The 24,426-nt window shown below is 72.4% G+C and carries 18 protein-coding genes and 1 riboswitch; of the genes, 9 read left to right on the top strand and 9 right to left on the bottom strand.

Features of this window, described 5'->3' with window-relative positions:
• Positions 1–285 precede the first annotated feature (285 nt).
• From ABD832_RS25495 to ABD832_RS25485, 3 genes are all read right to left on the bottom strand, one after another.
• Entirely contained in the window at positions 286–831 is a 546-nt protein-coding gene (locus tag ABD832_RS25495) for a hypothetical protein (protein ID WP_344899713.1), read from the bottom strand.
• 418 nt (positions 832–1,249) lie between these two features.
• Positions 1,250–1,924 (bottom strand): hypothetical protein, encoded by a 675-nt coding sequence (locus tag ABD832_RS25490; RefSeq protein WP_344899711.1) that lies wholly within the window; start codon positions 1,922–1,924, stop codon positions 1,250–1,252.
• Positions 1,925–2,283: 359 nt separating this feature from the next.
• Complete coding sequence (locus ABD832_RS25485; protein WP_344899709.1) at positions 2,284–3,099, bottom strand: SAM hydrolase/SAM-dependent halogenase family protein; 816 nt, start codon at positions 3,097–3,099, stop codon at positions 2,284–2,286.
• A 114-nt stretch (positions 3,100–3,213) separates the two neighbouring features.
• On the opposite strand from ABD832_RS25485, the gene ABD832_RS25480 reads away from it, so the two are divergent.
• Together ABD832_RS25480 and otsB are read left to right on the top strand one after the other, a co-directional pair.
• Positions 3,214–3,516, top strand: coding sequence for a DUF3263 domain-containing protein (locus ABD832_RS25480; RefSeq protein WP_344899707.1), 303 nt, complete (start codon positions 3,214–3,216; stop codon positions 3,514–3,516).
• A 137-nt stretch (positions 3,517–3,653) separates the two neighbouring features.
• Positions 3,654–4,439, top strand: a complete 786-nt coding sequence (gene otsB / locus ABD832_RS25475; protein WP_344899705.1) for a trehalose-phosphatase — start codon at positions 3,654–3,656, stop codon at positions 4,437–4,439.
• Here the strand turns inward: otsB and ABD832_RS25470 are convergent.
• Both ABD832_RS25470 and ABD832_RS25465 read right to left on the bottom strand, forming a co-directional pair.
• The gene (locus ABD832_RS25470; protein WP_344899703.1) at positions 4,396–5,655 is read right to left on the bottom strand and encodes an MFS transporter; all 1,260 of its coding nucleotides are present in this window, start codon (positions 5,653–5,655) and stop codon (positions 4,396–4,398) included. The two genes, otsB and ABD832_RS25470, sit on opposite strands and share 44 nt — an antisense overlap.
• A 73-nt stretch (positions 5,656–5,728) precedes the next feature.
• A complete protein-coding gene (locus ABD832_RS25465; RefSeq protein WP_413224614.1) occupies positions 5,729–7,153 on the bottom strand; it encodes an alpha,alpha-trehalose-phosphate synthase (UDP-forming) in 1,425 nt (474 codons plus the stop codon).
• A gap of 234 nt (positions 7,154–7,387) precedes the next feature.
• Here ABD832_RS25465 and ABD832_RS25460 point away from each other — a divergent pair, with 234 nt between their 5' ends.
• The 6 genes from ABD832_RS25460 (at position 7,388) to groL (ending at position 14,726) form a co-directional block, all read left to right on the top strand.
• Entirely contained in the window at positions 7,388–7,945 is a 558-nt protein-coding gene (locus tag ABD832_RS25460) for an RNA polymerase sigma factor (protein ID WP_344899701.1), read from the top strand.
• Positions 7,946–8,197: 252 nt separating this feature from the next.
• Positions 8,198–9,817 carry a S1 family peptidase gene (locus ABD832_RS25455; protein WP_344899699.1) on the top strand — a complete coding sequence of 540 codons (1,620 nt, stop codon included), beginning with the start codon at positions 8,198–8,200 and terminating at the stop codon, positions 9,815–9,817.
• 234 nt (positions 9,818–10,051) lie between these two features.
• A riboswitch (SAM riboswitch) is annotated at positions 10,052–10,192 on the top strand.
• Between the two features lie 14 nt (positions 10,193–10,206).
• Positions 10,207–11,490, top strand: coding sequence for a threonine synthase (thrC, locus tag ABD832_RS25450; RefSeq protein ID WP_344899697.1), 1,284 nt, complete (start codon positions 10,207–10,209; stop codon positions 11,488–11,490).
• A 22-nt stretch (positions 11,491–11,512) separates the two neighbouring features.
• Entirely contained in the window at positions 11,513–11,788 is a 276-nt protein-coding gene (locus ABD832_RS25445) for a MoaD/ThiS family protein (protein ID WP_344899695.1), read from the top strand.
• 426 nt (positions 11,789–12,214) lie between these two features.
• Complete coding sequence (locus tag ABD832_RS25440) at positions 12,215–12,415, top strand: cold-shock protein (protein ID WP_344899693.1); 201 nt, start codon at positions 12,215–12,217, stop codon at positions 12,413–12,415.
• 682 nt (positions 12,416–13,097) lie between these two features.
• Entirely contained in the window at positions 13,098–14,726 is a 1,629-nt protein-coding gene (gene groL, locus ABD832_RS25435; RefSeq protein ID WP_344899691.1) for a chaperonin GroEL, read from the top strand.
• 112 nt (positions 14,727–14,838) lie between these two features.
• On the opposite strand, the gene ABD832_RS25430 is transcribed toward groL, so the two are convergent.
• The 4 genes from ABD832_RS25430 to ABD832_RS25415 form a co-directional block, all read right to left on the bottom strand.
• A complete protein-coding gene (locus tag ABD832_RS25430; protein WP_344899689.1) occupies positions 14,839–16,860 on the bottom strand; it encodes a HelD family protein in 2,022 nt (673 codons plus the stop codon).
• Positions 16,861–17,307: 447 nt separating this feature from the next.
• Positions 17,308–18,951, bottom strand: coding sequence for a DNA repair helicase XPB (locus tag ABD832_RS25425; RefSeq protein ID WP_344899687.1), 1,644 nt, complete (start codon positions 18,949–18,951; stop codon positions 17,308–17,310).
• Positions 18,952–19,361: 410 nt separating this feature from the next.
• Positions 19,362–20,045, bottom strand: a complete 684-nt coding sequence (locus tag ABD832_RS25420) for a hypothetical protein (protein WP_344899685.1) — start codon at positions 20,043–20,045, stop codon at positions 19,362–19,364.
• A gap of 291 nt (positions 20,046–20,336) precedes the next feature.
• Complete coding sequence (locus tag ABD832_RS25415; protein WP_344899683.1) at positions 20,337–22,829, bottom strand: helicase-associated domain-containing protein; 2,493 nt, start codon at positions 22,827–22,829, stop codon at positions 20,337–20,339.
• 144 nt (positions 22,830–22,973) lie between these two features.
• On the opposite strand from ABD832_RS25415, the gene ABD832_RS25410 reads away from it, so the two are divergent.
• Complete coding sequence (locus ABD832_RS25410; protein WP_344899681.1) at positions 22,974–24,419, top strand: hypothetical protein; 1,446 nt, start codon at positions 22,974–22,976, stop codon at positions 24,417–24,419.
• The last annotated feature ends 7 nt before the right edge of the window (positions 24,420–24,426 follow it).

Raw genomic sequence — 24,426 nt, 5'->3', positions numbered from 1 at the left:
ATCTGATGTCCTGAACGTCCGGCGTCGTGCGTGGCCGGCGTCCCGTGCGGTCGGGGTCACGTGCGTCCGGCGTGCCGGGCGCGCGGGACGAGGGAGCGACGTGGGTGCGCGGCCCGGCGGGGCCCGGCGGGGTCCGGGACGTGCGGCCCTGCGGGGCCCGGGACGTGACGGGCCCGCGCAGGACGGACCGGTGACGCGAAGAGGCGCGGCCCCCACCCGTGACGGATGGGGGCCGCGCCCCGTCTGACCTACCGCATGATCCTCGACGTGCTAGAGGACGGCGTACTAGAGGATGTCGACGCCGACGCCGCCGATGCCGACGAGGCCGCCGATGCCGACACCGTGGCCGACACCGCTGCCGCTGCTGATGATGTTGCCGCCGCCGCCGATGTTGTTGCCGCCACGGCCGAAGCCGCCGTGGTGGCCGTGGCCGCCACCGAAGCCGCCACCGTAGACGCCCCCGCCGTACACGCCGCCACCGTAGACGCCGCCGCCATAGACGCCGCCACCGTAGACGCCCCCGCCGTAGACGCCGCCGCCGTAGACGCCGCCGCCGCCGTAGACGCCGCCGCAGCCACCGGCCGCGTAGACGGTGGGAACCGCGACGACGGTCGGGCAGGCGACCGTGGTGGGGACGACGACCGGGGTGCTGACGACGCCGACGCCGCAGCAGTCGGCCTTGGACTTGGCGGCCTTGGCGACCTTGGCCTGCGCCACCGAGGTGACGGCGGCCTTGGAAGCGGTGGAGGAGGTGGCGGCGGACGCGGCCGCGGCCGGTGCGATGACGGCGATACCGACGCACGCGGAGGTGATGAGAAGACGACGAATCATTGTTGGTTCCCCCTGGAAGGAAATCGTCGCGGCAGTGTTCTGGGCCCTTTTGAACGGACCGTCTGCACGCGGCTACTCAAAGTAACGAGAGTGAGGCTATCCAGCGACATGCTTTCTGGAGGGTCAAGAATGGTCAGGTTGTGGCAATGATCGCGGAGCCGTGTCCGAACGGGCCCTGGTCGATCGCCGACCCGATTCGTGCCCTCCGCATCCGGTGCGCGCTCGCCGTCCCTTTTGGCTGCCAGGCCGGCTCGCGCACCCGGGCGACGGCCTGGATCGGCACGGCCTGGGCCGGCGCAGCCTGGGTCGTTGCGGCCTCGCCGGAGGGGTTCGCCGGGATCCGGCCGCCGAGGGCGGTGTCTCCGGTGTCCCCGGCGTCCCCGGGTGCGGTCGTGGACCGATAGCCCACAAGTGCTTGCTAGGGAGCATCCTCTCCTGGAAGGGCCGGGCCGGACCTGCGGCGCATGGACACCGCGCGCCCCGCCAGGGCCAGGGCGAGCAGGACCAGCGAGACGTAGGTGTCGCGGGCCGCGCCGGGCGGGGAGGCCGCGCCGGGCGGGGAGGCCGCGGTCGGCTTCCGGCCGGAGGGGGGAGCGGGGGTCCCCGGTCCGGTGGCCGGTGACGATGGCCGAGGCCCGTCCGGAACGCGGGTGCCCGCGGGGCCGGTCTCGCGCGTCACCTCGTACGCGGACCGGGGGGCGGGGGGCGCCTCGCGGGCACTCCGGTCGGGGCGAGCCGCTCCGGTCGCGTCGCGGGTGTCGCGGGCCGGTTCGCGTCCGTTCCGGAGGTCGTGGACGGGCCCGCGCCGCCCGCGCGGGTCACGGAGCTCGCGGACGTCGCGGAGGTCGCGGACGTCGCGGAGGTCGCGTGCCGGTTCATCGGGGCGGCAGGCGATCGAGGCCGGGTCGTGCGGGTGGCGGGCGGTCCGGGCCGCGACGGCGGTGCGCAGGAGGGCCGGGGCGGTGGCCACCGCCGTCGCCGGGACCCGGCCGGAGACGAGGCGTACGGTGTCGGGCTGCGGGACGGACGTGACGCTCAGGGTCGCCGCCACCACGCAGAACGGGGCGGCGGTGAGCGCCACCGTGCCCCTCACCGCGCGACCCCCGGACGGCGGGCGGGCAGGGCGCTCGACGGGGGACCGGGCGGACTACCGGGTGGACCACCGGGCAGAGGGCCGGACAGGGCGACGGATGGGCCGCAGGGCGGAGGGCCGGACAGGGTGCCGGGGGGACCGCCGGGCGGAGCGGGGGGCGGGAACGCGTGGGAGGCGGGTGCTCGGCCACGCGGGAACGCCGGGGGGAGCGGGAAGGGGAACACGGTGACCTCGTCGGGAGGGGGCGGGGTTACACGTCACCGGGATTCTGACACGGGCCCTTCCAGGGAGGATGACGCTTCAGTAAACAGACCGATACATACAGTGATTACCTTTAGATGCCTCTATTGGGCACGTAGTCACATATGGCGGGACCCCAGGGAGAGCCGGACGTGGGCCCCCGGCGGCAGGCCCAGCCTCTGCGAGGCGTCACCGGCGTTGACGCCCAGCGCGACCAGCCCGGCCGAATCGGTGAACGCCACCACGTCGCCCGGCGGGACCGCCGTGAACGTCTCCCTGAACGGCACCGACAGCCGCCGCCTGCCCAGCCAGACCACCAGCGTGTCGCCCGGCGTGATGCCCAGGCTCACCAGGTCGCCCGAACCGATCGAGAGCTGGGCGTTGCCGTACCGGTCGATCGAGAGCACCTCCCCCTCGGCGTACCCCTCCTGCACGGTCGAGGTGGGCGCGGGCAGCGAGACCAGGCGGCCCAGCGGGATCTCCGGGCCCAGCTCGGCCGGCCGGCGCCCGATCGCCAGGTGCGCCGCCACCGGCGCGAACAGGTCGCGCCCGTGGAAGGTCGGCGAGACCGGCTTGAGGAAGAGATCGCCGTTGGACAGCTCGTAGGCGGCCCGCGCGCCCCCGCTCGCGTTGATCGCCCACGACAGCAGCCCGTTGTCGGGCCCCAGGAACACGTGCTCCCCGGCCTCGACCGCCACGGCCCTGCGCGCTCCGCCGACACCCGGGTCCACCACGGCGACGTGCACGCCCGGCGGGAGGTAGGCGATCGTCTGGGCCAGGATCGCCGCCCCGCGCCGTACGTCACCCGGCGGCACCAGATGGCACACGTCGATGATCCGCGACTCCGGCGAGATTCCGACGATCACGCCGTGACAGGCGGCGATGTAGCCGTCCTCCAGGCCGTAGTCGGTGAGAAGGCTGATGACAGAGGTCACACCTGGTGACTGTACGTCTCCACATCCGTCATGAACAGCGCGAAATTCCGGACTATCCTGACTTCTGGTCGCGCACGCGGTGCGATCCCCGCCCGTCCGGCCGAGGAGGAAGCAATGGATCCCGCGCCGACCCCCGGCGACGGCGCCGCAGCCGGGCCCCCGTCACGGGCGCTCACCGAACAGGAGCGGGAACTGCTCGCCTTCGAACGGCGGTGGTGGCGTCACGCGGGCGCCAAGGAGCAGGAGATCCGCCAGGTCTTCGACCTGTCCGCGACGCGCTACTACCAGCTGCTCAGCGAGATCATCGAGTTGCCGGCGGCGCTCGCCCACGATCCGATGCTGGTCAAACGCCTGCGCCGGCTCCGCGAGACCCGCCGCCAGGAACGCGCCGCCCGAAAGAGGGGCTTGCGTCCCTGATGGTGGGGTACGACCGCTCGGGCGGGCGCTCGCGCCGGGGTCTCCCGGGTGGGCGCCGCGCGGACGGACCGGAGCCGGGCGGCATGACGGCGAGGGCACGACATGACGGCGAAGACACTCGACGGGCTGAGGCGGGCATGAGGGCGAACACCACCGACGGACTGAAGGCGATCGTCGCCGACCCCGCGGGGGCGGTGATCGGGCTCGACTTCGACGGCACGCTCTCCCCGATCGTCGCCGACCCGGCCGCGGCCAGGATCGCCCCCGGCGGGGCCGAGGTGCTGACCAGGCTCGGCGGTCTCATCGGCTCCCTGGTGATCGTGACCGGCCGGCCGGCCGCCGTCGCGGTCGAGTACGGCTCCCTGGCCGCGGTGCCCGGCCTGGTGGTGCTCGGTCACTACGGCCTCGAACGCTGGGAGGCGGGCGCGCTGGCCGCGCCGCCCGTGCACCCGGGCCTGGACGAGGCCAGGGCCGGCCTGCTCGCCCTGGTCGCGGGACTGGACGGGGTCAGGATCGAGGACAAGGAACGGGCGGTCGCCGTGCACACCCGCCAGGCCTCCGACCCGTGGGCCACCCTGGAGGCGCTGGCCGAGCCGGTGGCCGCGCTGGCCGCCTCGGCCGGTCTGACCGTGGAGCCCGGCAAGCTCGTGCTGGAGCTGCGCCCGCCGGGGATCGACAAGGGGGTGGCGCTGGACGCCTTCCTGCGCGAGCGGGCCGCCCGGTCGGTGCTGTTCGCCGGGGACGACCTGGGGGACCTGCCGGCGTTCGCGGCCGTGCGCGGCTCGGGGCTGCCGGGGGTGACGGTGTTCAGCGGGTCGCCCGAGATCGAGGTGGAGGCCGACCTGGTGGTGGACGGGCCCACGGGGGTGCTGGAGCTCCTCAGCTCGATCGCCGACGCGATCGAGAAGGAGACGGCCGGCTGAGGGCGGGCGCGTCCCCGGCGGTACCGATCAGCAGCCCGGCCAGGGCCGCCCCGATCAGCGTCGGCACCAGGAGGAACGCGGTCCGGATGCCGAACCCGTCGGCCAGCGCGCCCAGCACGAACGGGCCCAGTCCCAGGGCGACGCTCGTGATGATCGAGGCGATCGCGGCCGCCTGGTTCCGCCGTCCCCCGGAGACGGCCAGCAGCCGGGAGAGCGCCATCGGGAAGTGCAGCGCCACGCCCACCCCGGAGAGCGCCAGCCCCGCGTACGAGAAGGCGGGTTCCGTGCTCAGCCAGAAGACCCCCCAGCCGGTGGCCGCGACCAGCAGCGCCCCGGTGAACAGGACCGTCGGCGCGATCCGCAGGGCCAGCCACCCTCCCGCCAGCCGCCCGGCCGCCATCCCGGCGGTGAACGCCGCGACCGCGGTCGCGGCCACCGCCGGGGACAGGCCGGTCCGGTCGGCGAACAGCTTGGCCGCCCACAGGTTGAAGCAGAACTCCGCGGCGACGCAGCAGAACAGCACGATCCCGGCCAGACGGAAGCGCCGTCCCAGACGCGCGCCGTCCCCGGGTGAGGTGTCCACCCCGGGTGAGGCGTCCACCCGGGGCGGGACCGGCCCCGCCTCGGCCGCTGCCGGGCGCTCGGGGACGCGGACGCGTCCCATGAACAGCGCGAGCAGCACGGTCAGCACGGTGGGCACCACCAGCGCCGCCCGCCAGCCCAGCGTGCTCTGCGCCGCGACGCTGACCACGAACGGCACCCCGATGCCGACGATCACGCAGACCGCGTTGGCCTCGCTGATCGCCGCCGGGCCCGCCGGGCCGTGGCGGTCGTCGAGCGACGCCATGCCCGTGTACATGGTGAGCGAGGCCATCCCGCTGGCGACGCCGTAGCCGAGCAGGGTGGCGGGCAGAAAGGTGGGGGCCGCCGCCACCAGGAACGTCCCGGCGCTCATCCCGGCCATCCCGGTCCAGACCACGGCGTGGCGGCCGATCCGGGCGGTCAGCCGTGGGAGCGCGAGGCCGGTGAGGATGCCGCCGACCGCCATCGAGGTGCCGTGCAGCCCGGCGACCGCCTGGGAGAGGCCCTGGTCGATCCGCAGCAGCGGGAGCGCGGCGCTGAGGCCGTACAGGTAGGTGGCGAAGACGCCGAGCTGGAGGTAGACCAGCCAGGTCGAACGGTCGCGGACCAGCCGGACGGGCACGGTCGCGGTCACCTGGTCTCCTCCGGAGATCGAAAAAACTGAAACGGCCCCGGAAACTATCTCATAGTGGTCTGAAACTCCGCGCTCAGGCGAGGGCGTCGAGCTGCTCGGCGAACCACCGGTGCGGGGGGAGGGCGGTCGCCGCCGCGGCCAGCAGGCCGCCCCTGCGGGACCGTTCGCCCTCGGGCATGGTCAGGCCCTCGTGCAGCGCGGCGGCCGTGGCCGAGACGTCGTAGGGATTGACCGTCAGCGCGTGCTCGCCCAGCTCGGCCGCGGCGCCCGCCTCCCGCGAGAGCACCAGCGCGCTGCCCGGCGACAGGATCGGCCCCTCCTTGGCGACCAGGTTCATCCCGTCCCGGATCGGGTTGACCAGCAGCACGTCGGCCAGCCGGTAGGCGGCCAGCGACCGCGGGTAGTCGTCGTCGACGTTGAGGATCAGCGGGTCCCAGTCCTCGGTGGCGTACTCGTCCTCGATCTCCTTGGCGCAGCGCTGCACCGCCGCGGTGTACTCGCGGTACTCGGGCAGGTCGTGCCGGGAGGGGTAGGCGAAGGCCAGGTGCGTGACCCGGCCGTGCCACTCCGGATGGGCCGCCAGGAACTCCCGGTAGGCGATCAGGCCCCTGACGATGTTCTTCGACAGCTCGGTCCGGTCGATCCGCACGATCAGCCTGCGGTCGCCCACCTGGGCGCGTAGCGCGGCCATGTGCGACTCCACGTCCGGCTCCCCGGCGCGGGCCCAGAGCGCCTTGCCGTCCACACCCAGGCTGTGCGTGCCGATCCGGGTGGTCCTGCCCGCGTGGGTCACCGTACGGGCGCCGGGGTCGACCGAGGCGCCGAGCACGGTCCGGCAGCAGTCCATGAACGCGGTGCCCCAGCGCTCGGTCAGGAAGCCCGCGTGGTCGGAGCCCAGGATGCCCTCGAGCAGCTCGGCCGCCACGTCGTCGGGCAGCAGGGCGAAGTACTCCGGCGGGGCCCACGGCGTGTGCGAGAAGTGCGCCACCCGCAGGTCGGGCCGCTCGCCCCGGAGCATGGCCGGGACCAGGCTGAGGTGGTAGTCCTGCACCATCACCCGCGCCTCGTGCGGGGCCTCCTCGGCCAGCGCCATGGCGAACGCCTCGTTGTAGGCCTGGTACGACTCCCACTCCCGGCGGAACCTGGCGTCGAAGTGCGGCCTGTTGGGGGTGTCGTAGAGGAGGTGGTGGACGAACCAGAGGGTGGAGTTGGCCACCGCGTTGTAGGCGCGGTGGAAGGTCGCCGGGGGGATGTCGAGCATCCGCAGAGCCCCGGTGTCGTAGCCCGCCTGGTCGAGCCGGCCGCCGGGCGCCAGCCGCACCGCGCCCCGGTCGCCGTCGGACAGCGCCGCGCAGACCCACAGGGCGCCCATGTCCCTGGCGACCGCCGACAGCCCCGACACCAGGCCGCCGCCTCCCCTGCGCATGGACAGGGAGCCGTCCTCGGAGAGGGTGAAGGAGACGGGGCCCCGGTTGGAGGCCACCAGGATCGCTTTCATCAGATCCCTTCACTGGCTGGGACACGCCTGTCCTGAAGGTTAACCGGCACCTTCCCGGGACGCCTCCCCTTCCGGGGACGGAAGAATGGCGTTCGTCGGATTGTGTCAGCTCTTGTCAGCCGGTCGGTTTGTGTTCATTGGTTTTACCCGCTTTTATGGCGCGATCGACGGTGAACGTCTGTCATCTACGACCGTAAGATGTCCAGCGACCGTGACCGCTGATGGGGGCCCGTGATGGCGCTGGACGAGACGACCGAGGAACTGGCCCGGCAGGCCGCCCTCGGTGACCACCGCGCGCTCGGCGAGCTGCTGAAGCGCATCGAGCCCGCCGTGCTGCGGCACTGCGGCCGCATCCTCCCCTACCGCCAGGACGCCGAGGAGGCCTGCCAGGACACCCTGCTGGCGGTGGCCCGCAACATCGGCCGCTTCGAGGGGCGCGCCCGGTTCAGCACCTGGCTGCACATCGTGACCGCCAACTGCGCCAGGACCACCTACCGCTCGCTGAAGCGCCGCGCCGCCGAGCAGAGCTCGGACGAGCTCCCCCTGCAGAAGCCGGACGTCGCCCGGGTGAGCGTGATCGCCGGATCCCGGCTCGACCTGCTCGACGCGATGGAGGCGCTGGAGGCCGAGAAGCCCGACCTGGCGCAGGCTCTGGTGCTGCGCGACATCTGTCAGCTCGACTACAACGAGGTGGCCGAGCAGCTCGGCATCCCGCTGGGCACCGCCAAGTCGCGGATCCACCAGGCCCGCAAGTACGTCCAGGGCGCCCTGGGCGAGGCCTACGGTCTCTGACCCGCTCCTGTTCGACCGGCTCCTTCGGGGCCGGCCGGCCTTCTCCGGCCGGATCCCTCCGACCGGCCACCTCCGGCCCGTCACCGAGCGTCGTCCGCGTGGCGTGCGGCTTCTGGGGCCTTGACCGGTGACGGCTGGATTAGGGTGGCCTCGTCCGCGTCATCCGGCCCGGTGCCCGCGTCATCAGGCCGTCGGTGACATGGGGCGATCTCCCCCCTCAGCTCCGGAAGCCGAGGTCGAGGAGAGACCCACATGTCCCGCAGACACGCCGTCACCGCCGGATGCGTCCTGGCGATCACCGCGCTCACCCTGGCCGCCGCTCCGGCGGACGCCGACCTCCGGACGGGCGGGCCCGGGGCGGCCGAGCCGCTCGTGCCCGCCGTGCTGAGCGCGACGAAGACACCGGGAACGCCTTCCGGGGCCGGGACGCCGGGTGTGACGGTTCCCGGGGGTGCGAGGGCCGTGGCGCCGCCACCGGGCATGCTCGAGGCGCTCCAGCGTGACCTGGGCCTGACCCGGGCCGAGGCCGAGGCCCGGCTGCTCAACGAGGCCCGGCTGATCCCGGTCGCCGAGCAGATGAGCAGGAGGCTCGGTGTCCGCTTCGGCGGCGCCTGGCTGCGGGCCAAGACCGCGCACACCCTGGTGGTGGCCAGCACCGCGGCCGCCGACATCCCCCAGATCGTGGCCGCGGGCGCGCAGGCCGAGGTCGTGGCCACGTCGCTGGCGGAGCTGTCCGCCGTCAAGGCGAAGCTCGACGCCACCCTGCCGCCGCAGCCGCTGGTGTCCAGCGTCCGCTACGTCGACGTCAAGCGGAACAAGGTGGTCGTGCTGGCCCCGCGGCCCGACCAGACCGAGAACATCATCGAGTCCTCCGGTCTCGACCAGGCCGCCGTGATCGTGCTGCCCTCCACCGAGGCGCCGTTGCCGCTGTACGACCTGCTCGGCGGCAACGCCTACTACATCAACACCGTCAACCGCTGCTCGGTCGGCTTCTCCGTCCTCAAGGGGACCCAGCAGGGGTTCGTCACCGCCGGTCACTGCGGCAGGCAGGGTGCGCCCACCCTGGGGTTCAACCGCCTGGCCCAGGGGATCTTCCAGGGGTCGGTCTTCCCGGGCAGCGACTACGCCTGGGTGGCCACCAACGCCGCCTGGACGGCCGTCCCCGGTGTGGACAACGGCGAGGGCGGCACGGTGCCCGTCGCCGGGGCCCGGGTCGCCATCGAGGGGGCCTCGGTCTGCCGTTCGGGCTCCACCACCGACTGGTACTGCGGTCTCATCCAGCAGCGTGACGCCAGCGTCACCTACCCCCAGGGCGCCGTCTTCCAGCTGACCCGTACCAGCGTCTGCGCCGAGCCCGGGGACTCCGGCGGACCGTTCATCGCCATCGACCAGGCCCAGGGCGTCACCTCCGGGGGATCGGGCGACTGCGCCGTCGGCGGCGTCACCTACTTCCAGCCGGTCGGCGAGATCCTCACCGCCTACGGCCTGGCCCTGAGGACCACGGCGGGCAATCCGCCGCCGCCGACCACCGGCACCTGCACCGGCTACCCCACCACCTACACCGGCGCGCTGGCCGCGGGGAGGTCCGTCTACCACCCCAGGAGCGTCTACTACCGGGCGGGCATCCCCGGGAACCACTTCGGGTGCCTGGACGGCCCCGCCGGTGCGGACTTCGACCTGTACCTGCAGAAGTGGAGCCGCTCCGCCTGGCGGGTCGTCGCCTCCTCCAGGAGCGCCGGCCCCGACGAGAAGATCACCTACAACGGGACGCCCGGTTTCTACCGTTACCGGGTGGTGAGCGTGGCCGGTTCCGGTGCCTACACCATAGGGCTCAGGGCGCCGTCCCCGCTCTCGGTCCGCAGCGGGTCCTGACCTCCGGCGGCCGCCTCCGGGCGGTCCGGTCCCCGGTCCGGTGTTCCCGCACGGTTCCGGCACGGTTCCGGCCCGGCCCCGGACCGGTGTCAGGGCCGGTGCCCCCGGCCGCCGCCGATGTCCGTGTCCGGCAGGTAACACGACGTGTCTCATACGGTGAGACGGCTTGCCGGGACGGCGGGGTGGCGAGGTAGAGTGCTGGAGACCTGCGCATCAGGTCGACAACTGAATACGTGCTCATCCAGAGGGGTGGAGGGACCGGCCCTGCGAAGCCCCGGCAACCCTCCCGGTTCAAGACTCGTGATCTGACGAGGTCGGCCGGGACAGGTGCCAATTCCGGTCTGTGACCAGGGTGGTCGCAGACGAAGATGAGGGAAAGGCCTCGCTTCATGGCGCTCGCAACCACTGAGAACATCACCTCGCTCGCCCACCAGGACGCGGGTGGGAGCTTCGGCCCCGCCGTGGCCCTGTCCTGTCGCGAGTGCGGTGCCCGCTACGACCTCGGCCCGAGCTTCGCGTGCATCGAATGTTTCGGGCCCCTCGAGATCGCCTACGACTTCGGGCGCGTGACCCGGGAGCAGATCGCCGAGGGGCCGGCCAACATCTGGCGTTACCGCTCACTGCTGCCCGTCCCGGCCGACGTGGCCACCAAGCCCAACATGGCACCCGGCTGGACCAAGCTCGTGAACGCCCGGAACCTGGCGCGCGAGCTCGGTATCCGCTCGCTGCACGTGAAGGACGACTCGGGCAACCCCACGCACTCCTTCAAGGACCGCGTGGTGGCCATCGCCGTGGAGGCGGCCCGCACCTTCGGCTTCCACACCCTGTCCTGCTCCTCCACCGGCAACCTGGCCGGTGCCGTGGCCGCCGCCGCCGCGCGGGCCGGGCTGGACTCCTGCGTGTTCATCCCCTCGAACCTGGAGCAGGCCAAGATCGTCATGGCCTCCGTGTACGGCGGCAGGCTGGTGGGCATCGAGGGCACCTACGACGACGTGAACCGTTTCTGCTCCGAGCTCATCGGCGACGAGCTGGGCGAGAAGTGGGGCTTCGTCAACGTCAACCTGCGGCCGTACTACGCCGAGGGCTCCAAGACGCTGGCCTACGAGATCGCCGAGCAGCTCGGCTGGCGCATCCCCGACCAGATCATCGTCCCGGTGGCCTCGGGCTCCCAGCTCACGAAGATCGACAAGGGGTTCAAGGAGCTGATCAGGCTCGGGCTCGTCGAGGACACCCCGTACAAGATCTTCGCCGCCCAGGCCGAGGGGTGCTCGCCGGTCTCGGCGGCCTACAAGGCCGGCCACGACGTGATCCGCCCGGTCAAGCCGGACACCATCGCCAAGTCGCTGGCGATCGGCAACCCGGCCGACGGCCCCTACGTCCTGGACATCGCCCGCCGTACCGGTGGCGCGGTCGAGGACGTGACCGACGCCGAGATCGTCGACGCGATCCGGCTGCTGGCCAGGACCGAGGGCGTCTTCGCCGAGACCGCCGGTGGCGTCACCGTCGGCGTGCTCCGCAAGCTGGTCGCCTCGGGCACGCTCGACCCCGACGCGGAGACCGTGGTGCTCAACACCGGGGACGGCCTCAAGACCCTGGACGCGGTGGCCTCCGAGGCGCGTCCCACCGCGGTCATCCGGCCCTCGCTCGACGCATTCCGTGCGGCCATCGCCTAAAAATCGTGAAAGGTACCGAACTATGAGCGTTTCTGTGCGGATTCCGACGATTCTCCGGACGTACACCGGTGGTGCCGCCGAGGTGAGCGCGGAGGGGGAGACCCTGCGCGATGTTCTGCAGAAGCTGGACGCGGACTTCCCGGGAATCGGTGCCCGGATTCTTGATGAGACAGGCAAGATTCGCCGTTTTGTCAATGTCTACGTTGGTGACGAGGACGTCCGCTTCGCCGAGAACCTGGACACGGCCACCCCCTCGGGCGCGCAGATCTCCATCATCCCGGCGGTGGCCGGGGGCTGAGCCTCCGCCCGCCCGGCGCCCGGCCCCGGCGCTCCCGCGCCGTCGCGTCGTCCCCGGCCCGCCCCCGGGCCGCTCCTGGGCCGCCCGGATCGCCGGTGGGCCCGGGGCCCCGGCCCCCGTCCGCCATCGACATCTCCCCACGACACCCGCACGGCTCAGGCCGCGCGGGTGTCTTTTTTATGACCCGGACTCATATTTCTTGCGCATGAAGAGATCGTACAAATTTAAACTAACTACTAGTGATAGTCAAACTATGTTCTCGTACGAAAAACTCGCGTAAACGGGCAGTTTGGTGCTTGACTCTGTTGCTCGACCACTTCTCACAGGTATGGTCGAGGGCGATCGACGTGGCGAAGTTCGCCCGGAGATTGAGGACTTCGCGAGAGGAATGGGCGTCGTCCTAAAGACCAGTAAGAGGAGTCACAAGTGGCGCAGGGCACCGTCAAATGGTTCAACGCGGACAAGGGCTACGGCTTCATCGCGGTAGACGGTGGTAAGGATGTGTTCGTCCATTACTCCGCGATCATGATGGACGGCTACCGGGCACTGGAGCAGGGCCAGCGGGTGGAGTTCGAGATCACCCAGGGTCAGAAGGGCCCCCAGGCCGAAGCCGTCCGGACGGTCTGACCCGGCCGTCCCCGACCTCTCCGGGCGGGCGGCGGATCCCGCGGAGTCCCGCACAGTCTCGCGGAGCACCGCGGAACCCCGCGGAGCCCCGCGGATCGCGGCCTGTCCGACCGCTCCGCACGCCCGCCCCGACGTCCGGTCCGGTCCGGCCGGTCCGTCCGGTTCGAGCCCGGTTCACCCCGGGCCGACGTGATCCGGTCTGGTCCGGCCTGTCCGGCCTGTCCGGCCTGTCCGGCCCGATCCGGCTTGGTCCGGCTTGGTCCGGCTTGGTTCGAGCGATTCGTTTCGTCGGGCCCGGGTCCGTCCCCGCGGGGACGGACCCGGGCCTTCGCTCTGCGCGGAACGGTCCCGCCGTCGTCGAACGGCGAAGGACGCCCCGCGCCACGGCGGGCCGGGTGTCGCGCCCGGTGGATCGCCCCTGACGTGCCACGAGACGGCCGGTGCCGTACCCCTGACGCGCCGTCGTGAAGGCGTGACGTCCCCTGGTGCGACGCAGGTCAGGCGATCGCGGCTTGCACTCGGCAGGGTAGAGTGCTAAACAGTTTGTTGGCACTCGCACATGAGGAGTGCCAACCTGGATCGAGGCGATGGGGCCCGCCGAACGGAGTCGTGGGCCCACATGCCGTCGCGGGCGTCGGCTCGGTCCGGAGCAAGCCACCCTGTATCTGGGAGGTCTAGCCGTATGGCAGCCAAGATGATCGCGTTTAACGAGGACGCCAGGCGCGGTCTCGAGCGTGGCATGAACCAGCTCGCGGACGCCGTGAAGGTGACCCTCGGCCCCAAGGGCCGTAATGTCGTTCTGGAGAAGAAGTGGGGAGCCCCCACCATCACCAACGATGGTGTCTCCATTGCGAAGGAGATCGAGCTCGAGGACCCGTGGGAGAAGATCGGGGCAGAGCTCGTCAAGGAAGTCGCCAAGAAGACCGACGACGTCGCGGGTGACGGCACCACCACCGCCACCGTGCTCGCTCAGGCTCTCGTACGTGAGGGTCTCCGCAACGTCGCCGCCGGCGCCAACCCGATGGCCCTGAAGAAGGGCATCGAGGCCGCCGTCGAGCGCGTGTCGGAGGAGCTGTCCAAGCTCGCCAAGGACGTGGAGACGAAGGCGCAGATCGCCTCCACCGCCTCGATCTCCGCGGGCGACCCGCAGATCGGCGAGATGATCGCCGAGGCGATGGACAAGGTCGGCAAGGAAGGCGTCATCACCGTCGAGGAGAGCAACACCTTCGGTCTCGAGCTCGAGCTCACCGAGGGCATGCGCTTCGACAAGGGCCTCACCTCGATGTACTTCGTGACCGACCCGGAGCGGATGGAGGCCGTCCTCGACGACCCCTACATCCTGGTCGTCAACTCCAAGGTGTCCGCCAACAAGGACCTGCTCCCCGTTCTCGACAAGGTCGTGCAGGCCGGCAAGCCGCTGCTGATCATCGCCGAGGACGTCGAGGGCGAGGCCCTGGCCACCCTGGTCGTGAACAAGATCCGCGGTCTCTTCCGCTCGGTCGCCGTCAAGGCGCCCGGCTTCGGTGACCGCCGCAAGGCCATGCTGGGCGACATCGGCATCCTGACCGGTGCCCAGGTCATCAGCGAGGACCTCGGCCTCAAGCTGGAGTCCACCACGCTGGACCAGCTCGGCCGGGCCCGCCAGGTCATCGTCACCAAGGACGAGACCACCATCGTCGACGGTGCCGGCGACGCCGAGCAGATCGCCGGACGGGTCAACCAGATCCGCGCCGAGATCGAGAACACCGACTCCGACTACGACCGCGAGAAGCTCCAGGAGCGTCTCGCCAAGCTGGCCGGCGGCGTGGCCGTCATCAAGGCCGGCGCGGCGACCGAGGTCGAGCTCAAGGAGCGCAAGCACCGCATCGAGGACGCCGTTCGCAACGCGAAGGCGGCCGTCGAGGAGGGCATCGTCCCCGGCGGTGGCGTGGCCCTGCTGCAGGCCGGCGCCAAGGCGTTCGACAAGCTGGAGCTCTCCGGCGACGAGGCCACCGGTGCCGCGATCGTGAGGAAGGCTCTTGAGGAGCCTCTGAAGCAGATCGCCGTGAACGCCGGCCTCGAGGGTGGCGTCGTGGTCGAGAAGGTGCGCAACCTTCCCGCGGGTGAGGGCCTCAACGCCGCCACCGGCGAGTACGTCAACATGTTCGAATCGGGCATCATCGACCCGGCCAAGGTGACGCGTTCCGCTCTGCAGAACGCGGCGTCCATCGCGGCGCTGTTCCTCACCACCGAGGCCGTCATCGCCGAGAAGCCCGAGAAGGCCGGTGCCGCTCCCGCCATGCCCGGCGGCGGTGGCGACATGGACTTCTAGTCCATACGCTTTCGAAAAAGAGGCGACCCCCGTCGGGGCCGCCTCTTTTTGTCGTTCACCGTCCGGTGCGGCCGTGTGGCCGTCCTGGCCGTGCGGCCGTGCGGCCGTGTGGTCAGCCGAGCTGGTCGGGGAGAGGCCGGGCGTGCAGCACGGTCAGCGAGGTGACCGCGCGGGTCAGCACCACGTACAGGCGGGCCAGGCCCCGGGGTTCGGCGGCGACGATGTCGGCCGGCTCGGTCACGATCACGTGGTCGTACTCCAGGCCCTTGGCCAGGGTGGCCGGGACGACCAGCAGGCGGTGGTCGGCGACCGTGTCGGGGCTCAGCACGCGGTGATCCAGGTGGGACAGGGCCGCGGAGGCCGCGTCCACCGAGGCGTCGGGGACGATGACGCCGATCGACCCCTCGCGGGCGAGCGCCTCCTCGGCGGCGCCGGACAGCGCCGTGTCCAGGTCCGTCACCCGCCGTACCGACAGGGAGCCCGCGCCCGGCCGCAGCGACCGGGGGGCGGCCAGGCCCGGAGCCACCGAGGGCAGCAGCCTGGCCGCGTAGTCGAGGACCTCGCGAGGCACCCGGAAACCCAGGGTGAGCTCGGTGACGCTGCCGTCCTCGAAGCCCAGGTGGGTCAGCACCTCGGTCCAGGAGCGCGCGGACCAGGGCGTGGTGCCCTGGGCGAGGTCGCCCAGCACGGTGGCCGACCCGGTACGGCAGCGCCGCCCGAGCGCCCGCAGCTGCATCGCCGACAGGTCCTGGGCCTCGTCCACGACCAGGTGGCCCAGCGGTACGGTCCGCTCGATCATGTCGCCCAGCTCGTCCATCAGCGCGGCGTCGGCCGCCGACCACTTCGCCGAGCGGAAGGACTTGGCGGGCTTGGCCCAGAGCAGCAGGGCCTGCTCCTCGGGCGTGAGGTCGTTCTTGGCCGCGGCGGCCAGGAAGGCGGGGTCGCTGAACAGCCGGTACAGCACCTGCTGCGGGGTCAGCTTGGGCCAGACCGCGTCCACCAGCCGCTTGACCGGCGCGGACCGGGCCACCGCCTCCTGCACCCGGTCGTCGGGCGACTCGCCGCGCTGCTCCATCCGGACGAGCACCAGGTGGGCGAGGCGCTGGGCGAGCGTCGCGCGGCCGGGCCCGTAGCGGACGGTGCCGCGCAGGGCGGCGACGATCTCGCGTACCTCGTGGTCGGCGACCCGGTAGCGGTTGATCCCCTTGGTGTACAGCACGCCCTCGGTGGGCTTGACGACGTGCATCCACAGGGCGCGCCTGAGCACCCCGACGATCCTGGCGTCGCCCTTGACGGTGCCGGCCGCCGCCTCCTCGGGCGCGGAGTGGTCGCCGAGGATCCCCGCGACCGTGGTCTGGTCGACCTTGACCTCGCCCAGGGCGGGCAGCACCGAGGAGATGTAGGAGAGGAAGGCCCGGTTCGGGCCGACGATCATGACGCCCGACCGGGCGAGCCGTTCGCGGTGGGTGAAGAGCAGGTAGGCCGCCCGGTGCAGGCCGACCGCGGTCTTCCCGGTGCCGGGGGCGCCCTGGACGCACACGGTGCGGGTCAGCTCGGAGCGGACGATCTCGTCCTGGTCGGGCTGGATCGTCGCGACGATGTCGCGCATCGGCCCCGAGCGGGGGCGCTCGATCTCCTCGGTGAGGATCCTGCTCTGCGCGACGGCGGTGCCGCCCTGGTCGAGACGCTCGTCCTCGTAGGCGGTCAGGTCGCCGCCGTGGTAGCCGAACCGGCGGCGCCGTACGACGTTCATCGGCTCGGACGGGCTGGCCTGGTAGAAGGCCCGGGAGACCGGGGCCCGCCAGTCGATGACCAGGGGGCGGCTGCGGTCGTCGTGGACGTGCCTGCGCCCGACGTGGATCGTCCCGGGCAGGTCGTCGCCGGCCTCCCGGTCGAGCCGGCCGAAGAACAGGGGGGTGCCGGAGTGGTCGGCGAGCGCCGCGACCCGCTGGTCCAGCAGCCCCTGCAGGACCTGCTGGGAGACCCAGTCCCCGGCGGCGTCGGAGGACAGGGAGGCGGCGTGCTCGCGCATCGCGCGCAGCGCCGCCCTGGAGACGGCCAGGTGTTCACGTTCGGCGGCGAGGATCCGGGCGGGATCGGAGGATATGTCGGGGGCCAGTTGGTGTGCGGGCACGCTGAAGCGCCTCCCATTCATGAACGGAGGTGGTGGTCATCGGGCAGCGAATCGACCAGCCTAGCGGCGACGCTCACGCGCCTCAAAGGGATTAGGGCCGGGTGCGGAGCGGCGCCCCGGGACCTCGGGCGGGCACGCGTCCTTCCGGGCGGCCCGCCCCCGTATGAATCGTCGTGACGACGCCTTCATCGATCATCGGATCGTCATTCAACGGCCATCGCGGTCATTGTCCGGGCCGACGTCGAGACCGTTCCGTAATCACTCTGGTACTCTGGGTAATTCCGTGCGGAAATGATGAAAAAGGCAGCCGAACATGGTGACTCGCGCAGATCATGGGGGTATGTCGCCAGTGGCCGCAGAGGCCTAGCGAGGGGGTGGTCTGTTTGTCGAAAGCCCGAGGGATTTCGTGGGCCTGACACACACCGACGACGTGTTCGCCAGGTGGAGTCATTCTCCGGCGAGCACGTCGTCCGCGTCGATGATCTGGTAGGCGTAACCCTGCTCGGCCAGGAAGCGCTGCCGGTGCGCGGCGAAGTCCTGGTCGACCGTGTCACGGCTGACCACCGAGTAGAACCGGGCCCCGCCGCCGTCGGCCTTCGGCCGCAGCACCCGTCCCAGCCGCTGTGCCTCCTCCTGCCGTGACCCGAAGGTGCCCGACACCTGGATGGCCACCGCAGCCTCGGGCAGGTCGATGGAGAAGTTGGCGACCTTGGAGACGACCAGGACCTGGATCTCCTTGTCGCGGAACGCCTGGAAGAGCCGCTCCCGCTCCTTGACCTTCGTCTCACCCTTGATCACCGGCGCGTTCAGGTGCTCGCCCAGCTCGTCCAGCTGGTCGATGTACTGCCCGATGACCAGCACCTGCTCGTCCAGGTGCCGCCGGACCAGCGCCTCGGTCACCCGCGTCTTGGACGGGGTGGTCGCGCAGAACCGGTAGCGCTCCTCGGACTCGGACATCGCGTACGCCAGCCGCTCCTCGTCGGTGAGCGTCACCCGCACCTCGACGCAGTCGGCCGGGGCGATCCAGCCCTGGTTCTCCATCTCCTTCCACGGCGCGTCGTACCGCTTGGGGCCGATCAGGGAGAACACGTCGCCCTCCCGGCCGTCCTCGCGCACCAGCGTCGCGGTCAGCCCGACCCGCCGCCTGGCCTGCAGGTCGGCGGTCATCCGGAAGATCGGCGCGGGCAGCAGGTGCACCTCGTCGTAGACGACCAGACCCCAGTCGCGGGCGTCGAACAGCTCCAGGTGCCGGTAGACGCCCTGCCTGCGGGTCGTCATCACCTGGTACGTGGCGATGGTGACCGGCCGGATCTCCTTCTTCGTACCGGTGTACTCGCCGATCTCGTCCTCGGTCAGCGAGGTCCGCTTGAGCAGTTCCTGCTTCCACTGGTGGGCCGAGACCGTGTTGGTCACCAGGATCAGCGTGGTCGCCTTGGCCTGGGCCATCGCCGCGGCGCCCACGATCGTCTTGCCCGCCCCGCACGGGAGCACCACCACGCCGGAGCCGCCGTGCCAGAACGCCTCGGCGGCCTCGCGCTGGTAGGTGCGCAGCTCCCAGCCGTCCTCGGTGAGCTCGATCGGGTGGTGCTCGCCGTCGACGTACCCGGCCAGGTCCTCGGCGGGCCAGCCCAGCTTGAGCAGGTGCTGCTTGATGTTGCCGCGCTCGCTCGGGTGCACGGCCACGCCGTCGCCCAGGCGCTCGCCCAGCAGCGGCTGGATCTTCCGGGAGCGCAGCACCTCCTCCAGCACGGCCCTGTCGGTGCTGGTCAGCACGAGCCCGTGCACGGGGTGCTTCTCCAGGCGCAGCCTGCCGTAGCGCGCCATCGTCTCGGCGACGTCGACCAGCAGCGCGTGCGGCACCGGGTAGCGGCTGTAGGCGATCAGGGCGTCGATCACCTGCTCGGCGTCGTGCCCGGCGGCCCGCGCGTTCCACAGCGCCAGCGGCGTGACCCGGTAGGTGTGCACGTGCTCGGGAGCGCGTTCCAGCTCGGCGAAGGGCGCGATCGCCTTGCGGCACTCCCCGGCCTTCTCGTGGTCGACCTCGAGGAGCAGGGTCTTGTCCGATTGGACGATCAATGGTCCGTCAGTCACAGACGTCTCCCTCGGTTACCGCGGGTTGGGCGGCTCGGCTCTTGGTCGGACCCGGCGGGCGCCCGCCGACCGTCTGCTGCCCCACGTTCCCCGGGTGCAACGGACGGGGACGCGTGGGCAGTCCCGCGCGACCCGTCGATGCGAGCGATCTCACATCCCCGGCCGGCACGCGTACGTACGCACCGTGCCCGGACACCGAGAGTACGGGGTCGCCGGGGATGCGGGCGCCGGGCGCGCGGGGCTCCACGACCGGGGTGGGGACGCTCCCGGTGGTTGCGAGGGTCCCGGGGGTCGGGGTGGTCCCCACGGCCCCTGCGGTCGGGATGGTCCGGGCGCTCCCGGTGGTCACGGCGCTTCCGGCGGCCGCGGTGATCGCGGGCGTCTCGCCGGTCCCGGTGCGTCCGGCATGGTCAGGCGCTGAAGGCGTCGTTGAGCCCGGCGACGATGAAGGCGGCCACCCCCAGGACGAGCAGCCCGACGTTGACGCCGATGCTGATCCAGGCCCATCGGAGCAGGCCCCTGGCCCCCCGGGCGTCGGAGTCGACCTTGCCCAGCGCGATGCCCGACAGGACGGCGCTGACGAGACCGCCGATGCTCAGGAAGCAGCTCAGCGAGAGCACGATGCCGACGGCCAGGACGATGATCGCGTGCGTCCTGACCCCCTCGGCGTTCCGGGACGCCACGGGGTCGTGACCGGCTCCGTAGGGCTGCGCGACATAACCCTGGCCGTATCCGCCCGGGTAGGAGCCGTGATCCGGCCGGGTGTACCCCCCGTCGCCGTACCCGCTCGCCTGGCCGTGGCCGGTGTACGCCTGGTCGGTGTACGCCTGGCCGGGGTGGCCCTGGCCGTATCCCTGATCGGCACGCTCGTGAGCGCCGTACCCCTGGTCGGCGTAGGCCGGCGCGCCGTACCCCTGGCCGGTGTGGGCCGGGTCGCCGAGATCCCGGTCGTGGCCGGACGAGTACCCCTGGGAGGACCGTTCCCGGTCGTAGGCGAGCCGGTCGTCGCCGGAGGCCGGGCCGGGGCCCGTGCCGTAGGGGCTCTTCCAGTCGTCCGGGTTGGTGCTGGGGCCTTCGGAATGACCGCTGCTCACCGTGGATCTCTCGCTTCCGTGGAGCTCGGGACATCAACAGATATCACGATATGAGCCGTGAACCGTGTGCCACGGACGAATGGGTCGGTCTCCGCTCCGGCGGCCGGATCCCGGGTGAGACCGGGAAGGACCCCGCTCCGCGCGGCGACGTGCCTCGGCGACCCGGCGGCCGGCCTCGGGGCGGTCCGTTCCGGAACCGACATTACCCCGTGGCCCTCCCCGGTACACCGCGACCGTGCGGCCGTTCTCGATCCCCTGTCGCGCAGGTGTGATGCCGGTGCCGTGGAGGCGTCAGGCGATGTCGGCGATGCCGGTGATGCGGTGCAGGGCGAAACGGTGCACGGCCGCTCGTGTCTCGTCGTAGGCGGTGAGGTAGCCGCCCTCCATCCGGGCCGGTTCGAGGATCCGGCTGGTCGCGTTGCCCTGCGAGTCGAGGTACCCGATCCAGACCTGCGAGCCCTGCCGGATGGCCTCGCGCAGCGCGGTGATCGTGGCGGTGGCCGGGGAACGCGGCACCTGGCCGCCGGGTGCCGCCACCGGGGGACGACGGGCCAGATGGGCGGCGTCCCCGGCACGCACGGCGCGGACGGCCGCGGCCACCACGTCGGCCTCCGGGCCGCCGAACGTGACCGGCGCGCGGGACGCCGGCGTGCCCTCGGTCCGGCGCACGTCGAGCTGGGTGATGATCACGTCTCCGTCCAGCGACTCGGCCGCGGGGGCGTACCCCATCGCGCGCAACGCGTCGACCAGCACGGGCCGGGAGGACTTGGAGGCGATCACCGTGGGGGCGAGCCGGCGCAGCCGCAGCGGGATCGCCCGCTTGTCGGCCATGACCTCGTCCAGCAGCGAGGAGTCGTCGCAGCGCACGTACGCGCTCGCCGTGCCCACGCGCATCCGGCCGTGCCTGCGGGCCACGTCGGCGATCAGGTACCCGAGCGGCTGCGGGACGGGCGTGGACGAGTGGCGCTCCAGCATGGCGAGCAGCTCGTCGGCGCCCTGCCCGGCGTCCAGCGCCCGCCGGATCGACCGCTCGTCGAACCGGTAGACCGTGGCGCCGCCGGTGGACTCCACCTCGGCCGCCAGTGCCAGCCACCGCCTCAGCTCGCCGGTGAGCGGCCCGGGGGCGACGGCGGTCAGGTCGGCCTGCAGCAGGACGTGGTCGAGCGGCTCGGGCAGCAGCGGGAGCAGCAGCCGCGCGGCGGCATGGGCGCCGGACCCCCCGGAACCCCCGGAACCGGTGGGACTCCCGGACGCGGCGGAGCCTCCGGGCCCGGTGGACCCGCCGGAGGCACCGGACTTCTTGGAGGCGCCGGACCCCTCGCAGGCGCCCGGGTCGCCGGAGGTGTCGGGGAGCAGGGCACGGCCGTGGGCGGAGAGCGCGCCCAGCCCGGTGACGCCGATCTGCTCGGCCTCCCGCAGGGTGAACTCCACCAGCTGGTCGCGGTGGCCGCCCCGGCGGCGCGGCTGCTCCCAGGCCAGGCGGTCGCGTACCGCCTCCAGGGTGGGGGCCGTCCCCGGCGCGGAGGCGAGCACGCCCAGGGTGGCGGCGCGGACCTCGGCCGCGGACGGGCGGCGCAGGTCGGGATGGAGGGCGTTGAGCAGCCGGTCGCGCTCGTCCCGGTCGCCGATCACCCCCGGCAGCCGGTCCATGGTGAGCCAGGTCGTGGCCAGCGCCGTCCAGCGGTCCTCGGTGGCCTTCACCCGCCAGCCGTCGTAGCCGGGCGTGGGCATCCAGTCGCCGTCGACCGCGCCGCTCGCCGCCACCAGCCCCGCCGCGTACGCCACCTCGATGATGAGCCCCGTCACCCACTCGGGCAGGTCGAGCAGGGCGGCGGTCCGCTTGAGGTCGCGCACGGCCAGGCCGCCGCTGCGGAGCACGCCGGGCGGATCGGCGCTCCAGCGCTCGCACAGCTCCTCCACCGCGCGGACGAAGGTGAACGCCTGCCCGGCCGCCGTGCGGTCGGCGAGCCCCTGGTCGCGCTCGGTGCCCTCGGTCACCGGCGGGAAGGGGGAAAGATCACGGTGGACGCGGCCGCCGCGCAGGAACAGGCCGACCTCGCGGGGAAGCACCACGCTCTCCTCGCCGGTGGCGGCCAGCAGCGCGCGGGAGAGCAACTGGTCGATCGGGGACTGCGCGGTGGCGGCGCGCACCTCGCGCCGGGCGTTCGGCACCCGGCCGCTGGCCGGGCCCCAGGCCAGCTCGTTGAGCGCCGACCGGGCCTGCGGGGAGACCTCCTCGACCAGCCGCCCGACGACCTCCGGGTCGGCGAGCAGCGCGGCCAGGGCCTCCTTGGTGTCACCGTCCCCGCCCCCGGCGTCCCGCACCAGCTCGGCCAGGCGCTCGGCGGGATGGTGCCGGAACGCTTCTGCGGCGGGCGGGCCGAGCCCGGCGGGGCCGTCCAGCACCTCGCGCACGCCGGGAGCCGTGGCCAGCGCCTTGTCGGGCCCGTAGACCAGGGCCATGGTGCGCAGCCGCTCGACCGTCTCCTTGAGCGCGTTCTGGAACGCCGGATCGGCCGCTCCGGGCAGGGCACGGGCCATCTGGGCACGGAGCGACCGGTAGGGGACGGGGCCGGGGAGCACGACCAGCGTCTCCACGACCGCGAGGGCGAACCGGTCGAGCCGGTCGAGGGCCCTGCCCACCGCCGACGGGCTGCTCGCCCGTCCGGCCAGGCCCTCCAGATGGGCGGGCACGGGCGTGATGAGCTCGGGACGCGCGGAGACGAGCGCCCGCAACCGGTCGTCGCTGCGGCCGCGCAGCCACTCGGTGAACTCCGTGCTCATTCCGCCAATGGTAGGAGGCTTGACCGACATCGCGCGGCCTGGGGGAATTCCACGATCACGCGGAGGGCCCTGATCGATCACTTGATGGGCGGTGAATGAGGGAAGAGGCTCCCGTACGAGGCGATGTCGAGAGAGGATGGCAGTGTGATCGAGCGCACCGACCAGCTCGTCCTGGACTACGTCGCCAAGGTGGCCGACGCCGCCCACGGGGTGCTGCCACCGAGACAACGCATCGACTTCGTCACGGGCCTGCGCAGGCGGATCGACGCCGAGCGGACGGGGACGGACGACCCGGCCGCCGTGGCCAGGATGCTGGCCGGATTCGGCGACCCCGTCGAGCTGGTCGGGCAGGAGCTGCGCCGGCTGGGCAGGCAGGAGGCGTCCCGGCTGCCCGGGGTCCCCGCCCACGCCTCACCCGCCCACGCCTCACCGGCCCTCGCGTCACCGTCGTCCGCGTCACCGGCCTCCGCGGTGGCCTCCGCGGCATCGGCCTACGCGTCGTCGGACGTCGTGCCGGCCCCGGCGTCGCCCCTCGCCGCGCCCACGTCCCGCGATCCCGGCGACCCCGACGGCCCCGACAACGACGGTGACGACGCCGGCGTCCCCGCCCCCCGCCGGCCCGTACGCGGGCATCCCTACGCCTCGTCGTCCCCCTCGGACCCGTCGGTCTCCCCGGACCGGGCGTCCGTCCCGGGCCGGCGGTCCGAGGACGAGTGGGACGACGCGGTGGAGGGGGATCCGCCGACCGAGGAGATTCCGCCCGTGCCGCCCGCCCCCCTGACACCCCCGGCCCCCGACCCGTCGGCGCCGCCCGTGCCCGATCCCCTGGCACCTCCCGTGCCGAACCCGGTCGCACCGCCCGCCCCCGACCCGCTGGCGCCGTCCGTACCGGACCCTCTCGCGCCGTCCGTGCCCGATCCGCTCGCGCCGTCCGTACCGGATCCCCTGGCGCCGCCGGTGCCGGGGCCCGTGCCGCAGACGGAGCCGGGGGAGGAGGGGGAGCCGCGGGGGAAGGGCCCGGGGAACGGGGACGCGCCCGGGAAAGGGTCCGTCCGTCCGGGGATGCCGCCCGGCGTGGCCAGGGGCGTCCGGGAGGCGGAGGAGCGGCTGGCCAAGAAGCAGGCGCGCGCCCGTCCCGGCCTGCTGCGCCGGAATCGTCCGCCCCGGTCGCGCGAGGACATCGTGCCGGGCACCCAGGACGCCCGGACGATCCTGCTGGGCCACCGGCTGGAGACGGTCGGCATGGCCCTGCTCACCCTGGCCGGGCTGCTGATCCCGTTCCCGTTCGCCACGATTGCGATCTTCACCGTCCCGGTGCTGGTCTGGGCCGTGGGCGCGGTCGTGGTCGTCGCCTGCCAGGCGTGGCTCCCCGCCGACAAGGTGATCGGGATCGTCTCCCCGATGCTCAGTTACACCCTGGGCGGCGGCCTGGTCGCCCTGGTCCGTGCCCGGGGCGACATCGGCAGGGTGGTGGAGGAGTTCTTCACCATCAGCGGGCTGATGTTCCTGCTGGGCACGGCGTGGGGGGTCTTCTGGCTGACCTACCGCCTGCTCAACCCGGTGATCCAGCCGGGCCGGGGACGGCGGTGACGCCCGT

The sequence above is a fragment of the Streptosporangium longisporum genome, from assembly GCF_039534895.1.
GTDB classification, from domain to species: Bacteria; Actinomycetota; Actinomycetes; order Streptosporangiales; family Streptosporangiaceae; genus Streptosporangium; species Streptosporangium longisporum.
Note: the sequence above shows the minus strand (reverse complement) of the source record. Positions and strands in the feature narration are given on the sequence as shown.

Excerpts from the sequence above, each read along its gene's own strand:
- thrC (WP_344899697.1), top strand. The coding sequence starts at position 10,207 with ATGGCGCTCGCAACCACTGAGAACATCACCTCGCTCGCCCACCAGGAC.
- ABD832_RS25495 (WP_344899713.1), bottom strand. The coding sequence starts at position 831 with ATGATTCGTCGTCTTCTCATCACCTCCGCGTGCGTCGGTATCGCCGTC.
- ABD832_RS25460 (WP_344899701.1), top strand. The coding sequence starts at position 7,388 with ATGGCGCTGGACGAGACGACCGAGGAACTGGCCCGGCAGGCCGCCCTC.
- ABD832_RS25455 (WP_344899699.1), top strand. The coding sequence starts at position 8,198 with ATGTCCCGCAGACACGCCGTCACCGCCGGATGCGTCCTGGCGATCACC.
- otsB (WP_344899705.1), top strand. The coding sequence starts at position 3,654 with ATGAGGGCGAACACCACCGACGGACTGAAGGCGATCGTCGCCGACCCC.
- groL (WP_344899691.1), top strand. The coding sequence starts at position 13,098 with ATGGCAGCCAAGATGATCGCGTTTAACGAGGACGCCAGGCGCGGTCTC.
- ABD832_RS25445 (WP_344899695.1), top strand. The coding sequence starts at position 11,513 with ATGAGCGTTTCTGTGCGGATTCCGACGATTCTCCGGACGTACACCGGT.
- ABD832_RS25480 (WP_344899707.1), top strand. The coding sequence starts at position 3,214 with ATGGATCCCGCGCCGACCCCCGGCGACGGCGCCGCAGCCGGGCCCCCG.
- ABD832_RS25415 (WP_344899683.1), bottom strand. The coding sequence starts at position 22,829 with ATGAGCACGGAGTTCACCGAGTGGCTGCGCGGCCGCAGCGACGACCGG.
- ABD832_RS25465 (WP_413224614.1), bottom strand. The coding sequence starts at position 7,153 with ATGAAAGCGATCCTGGTGGCCTCCAACCGGGGCCCCGTCTCCTTCACC.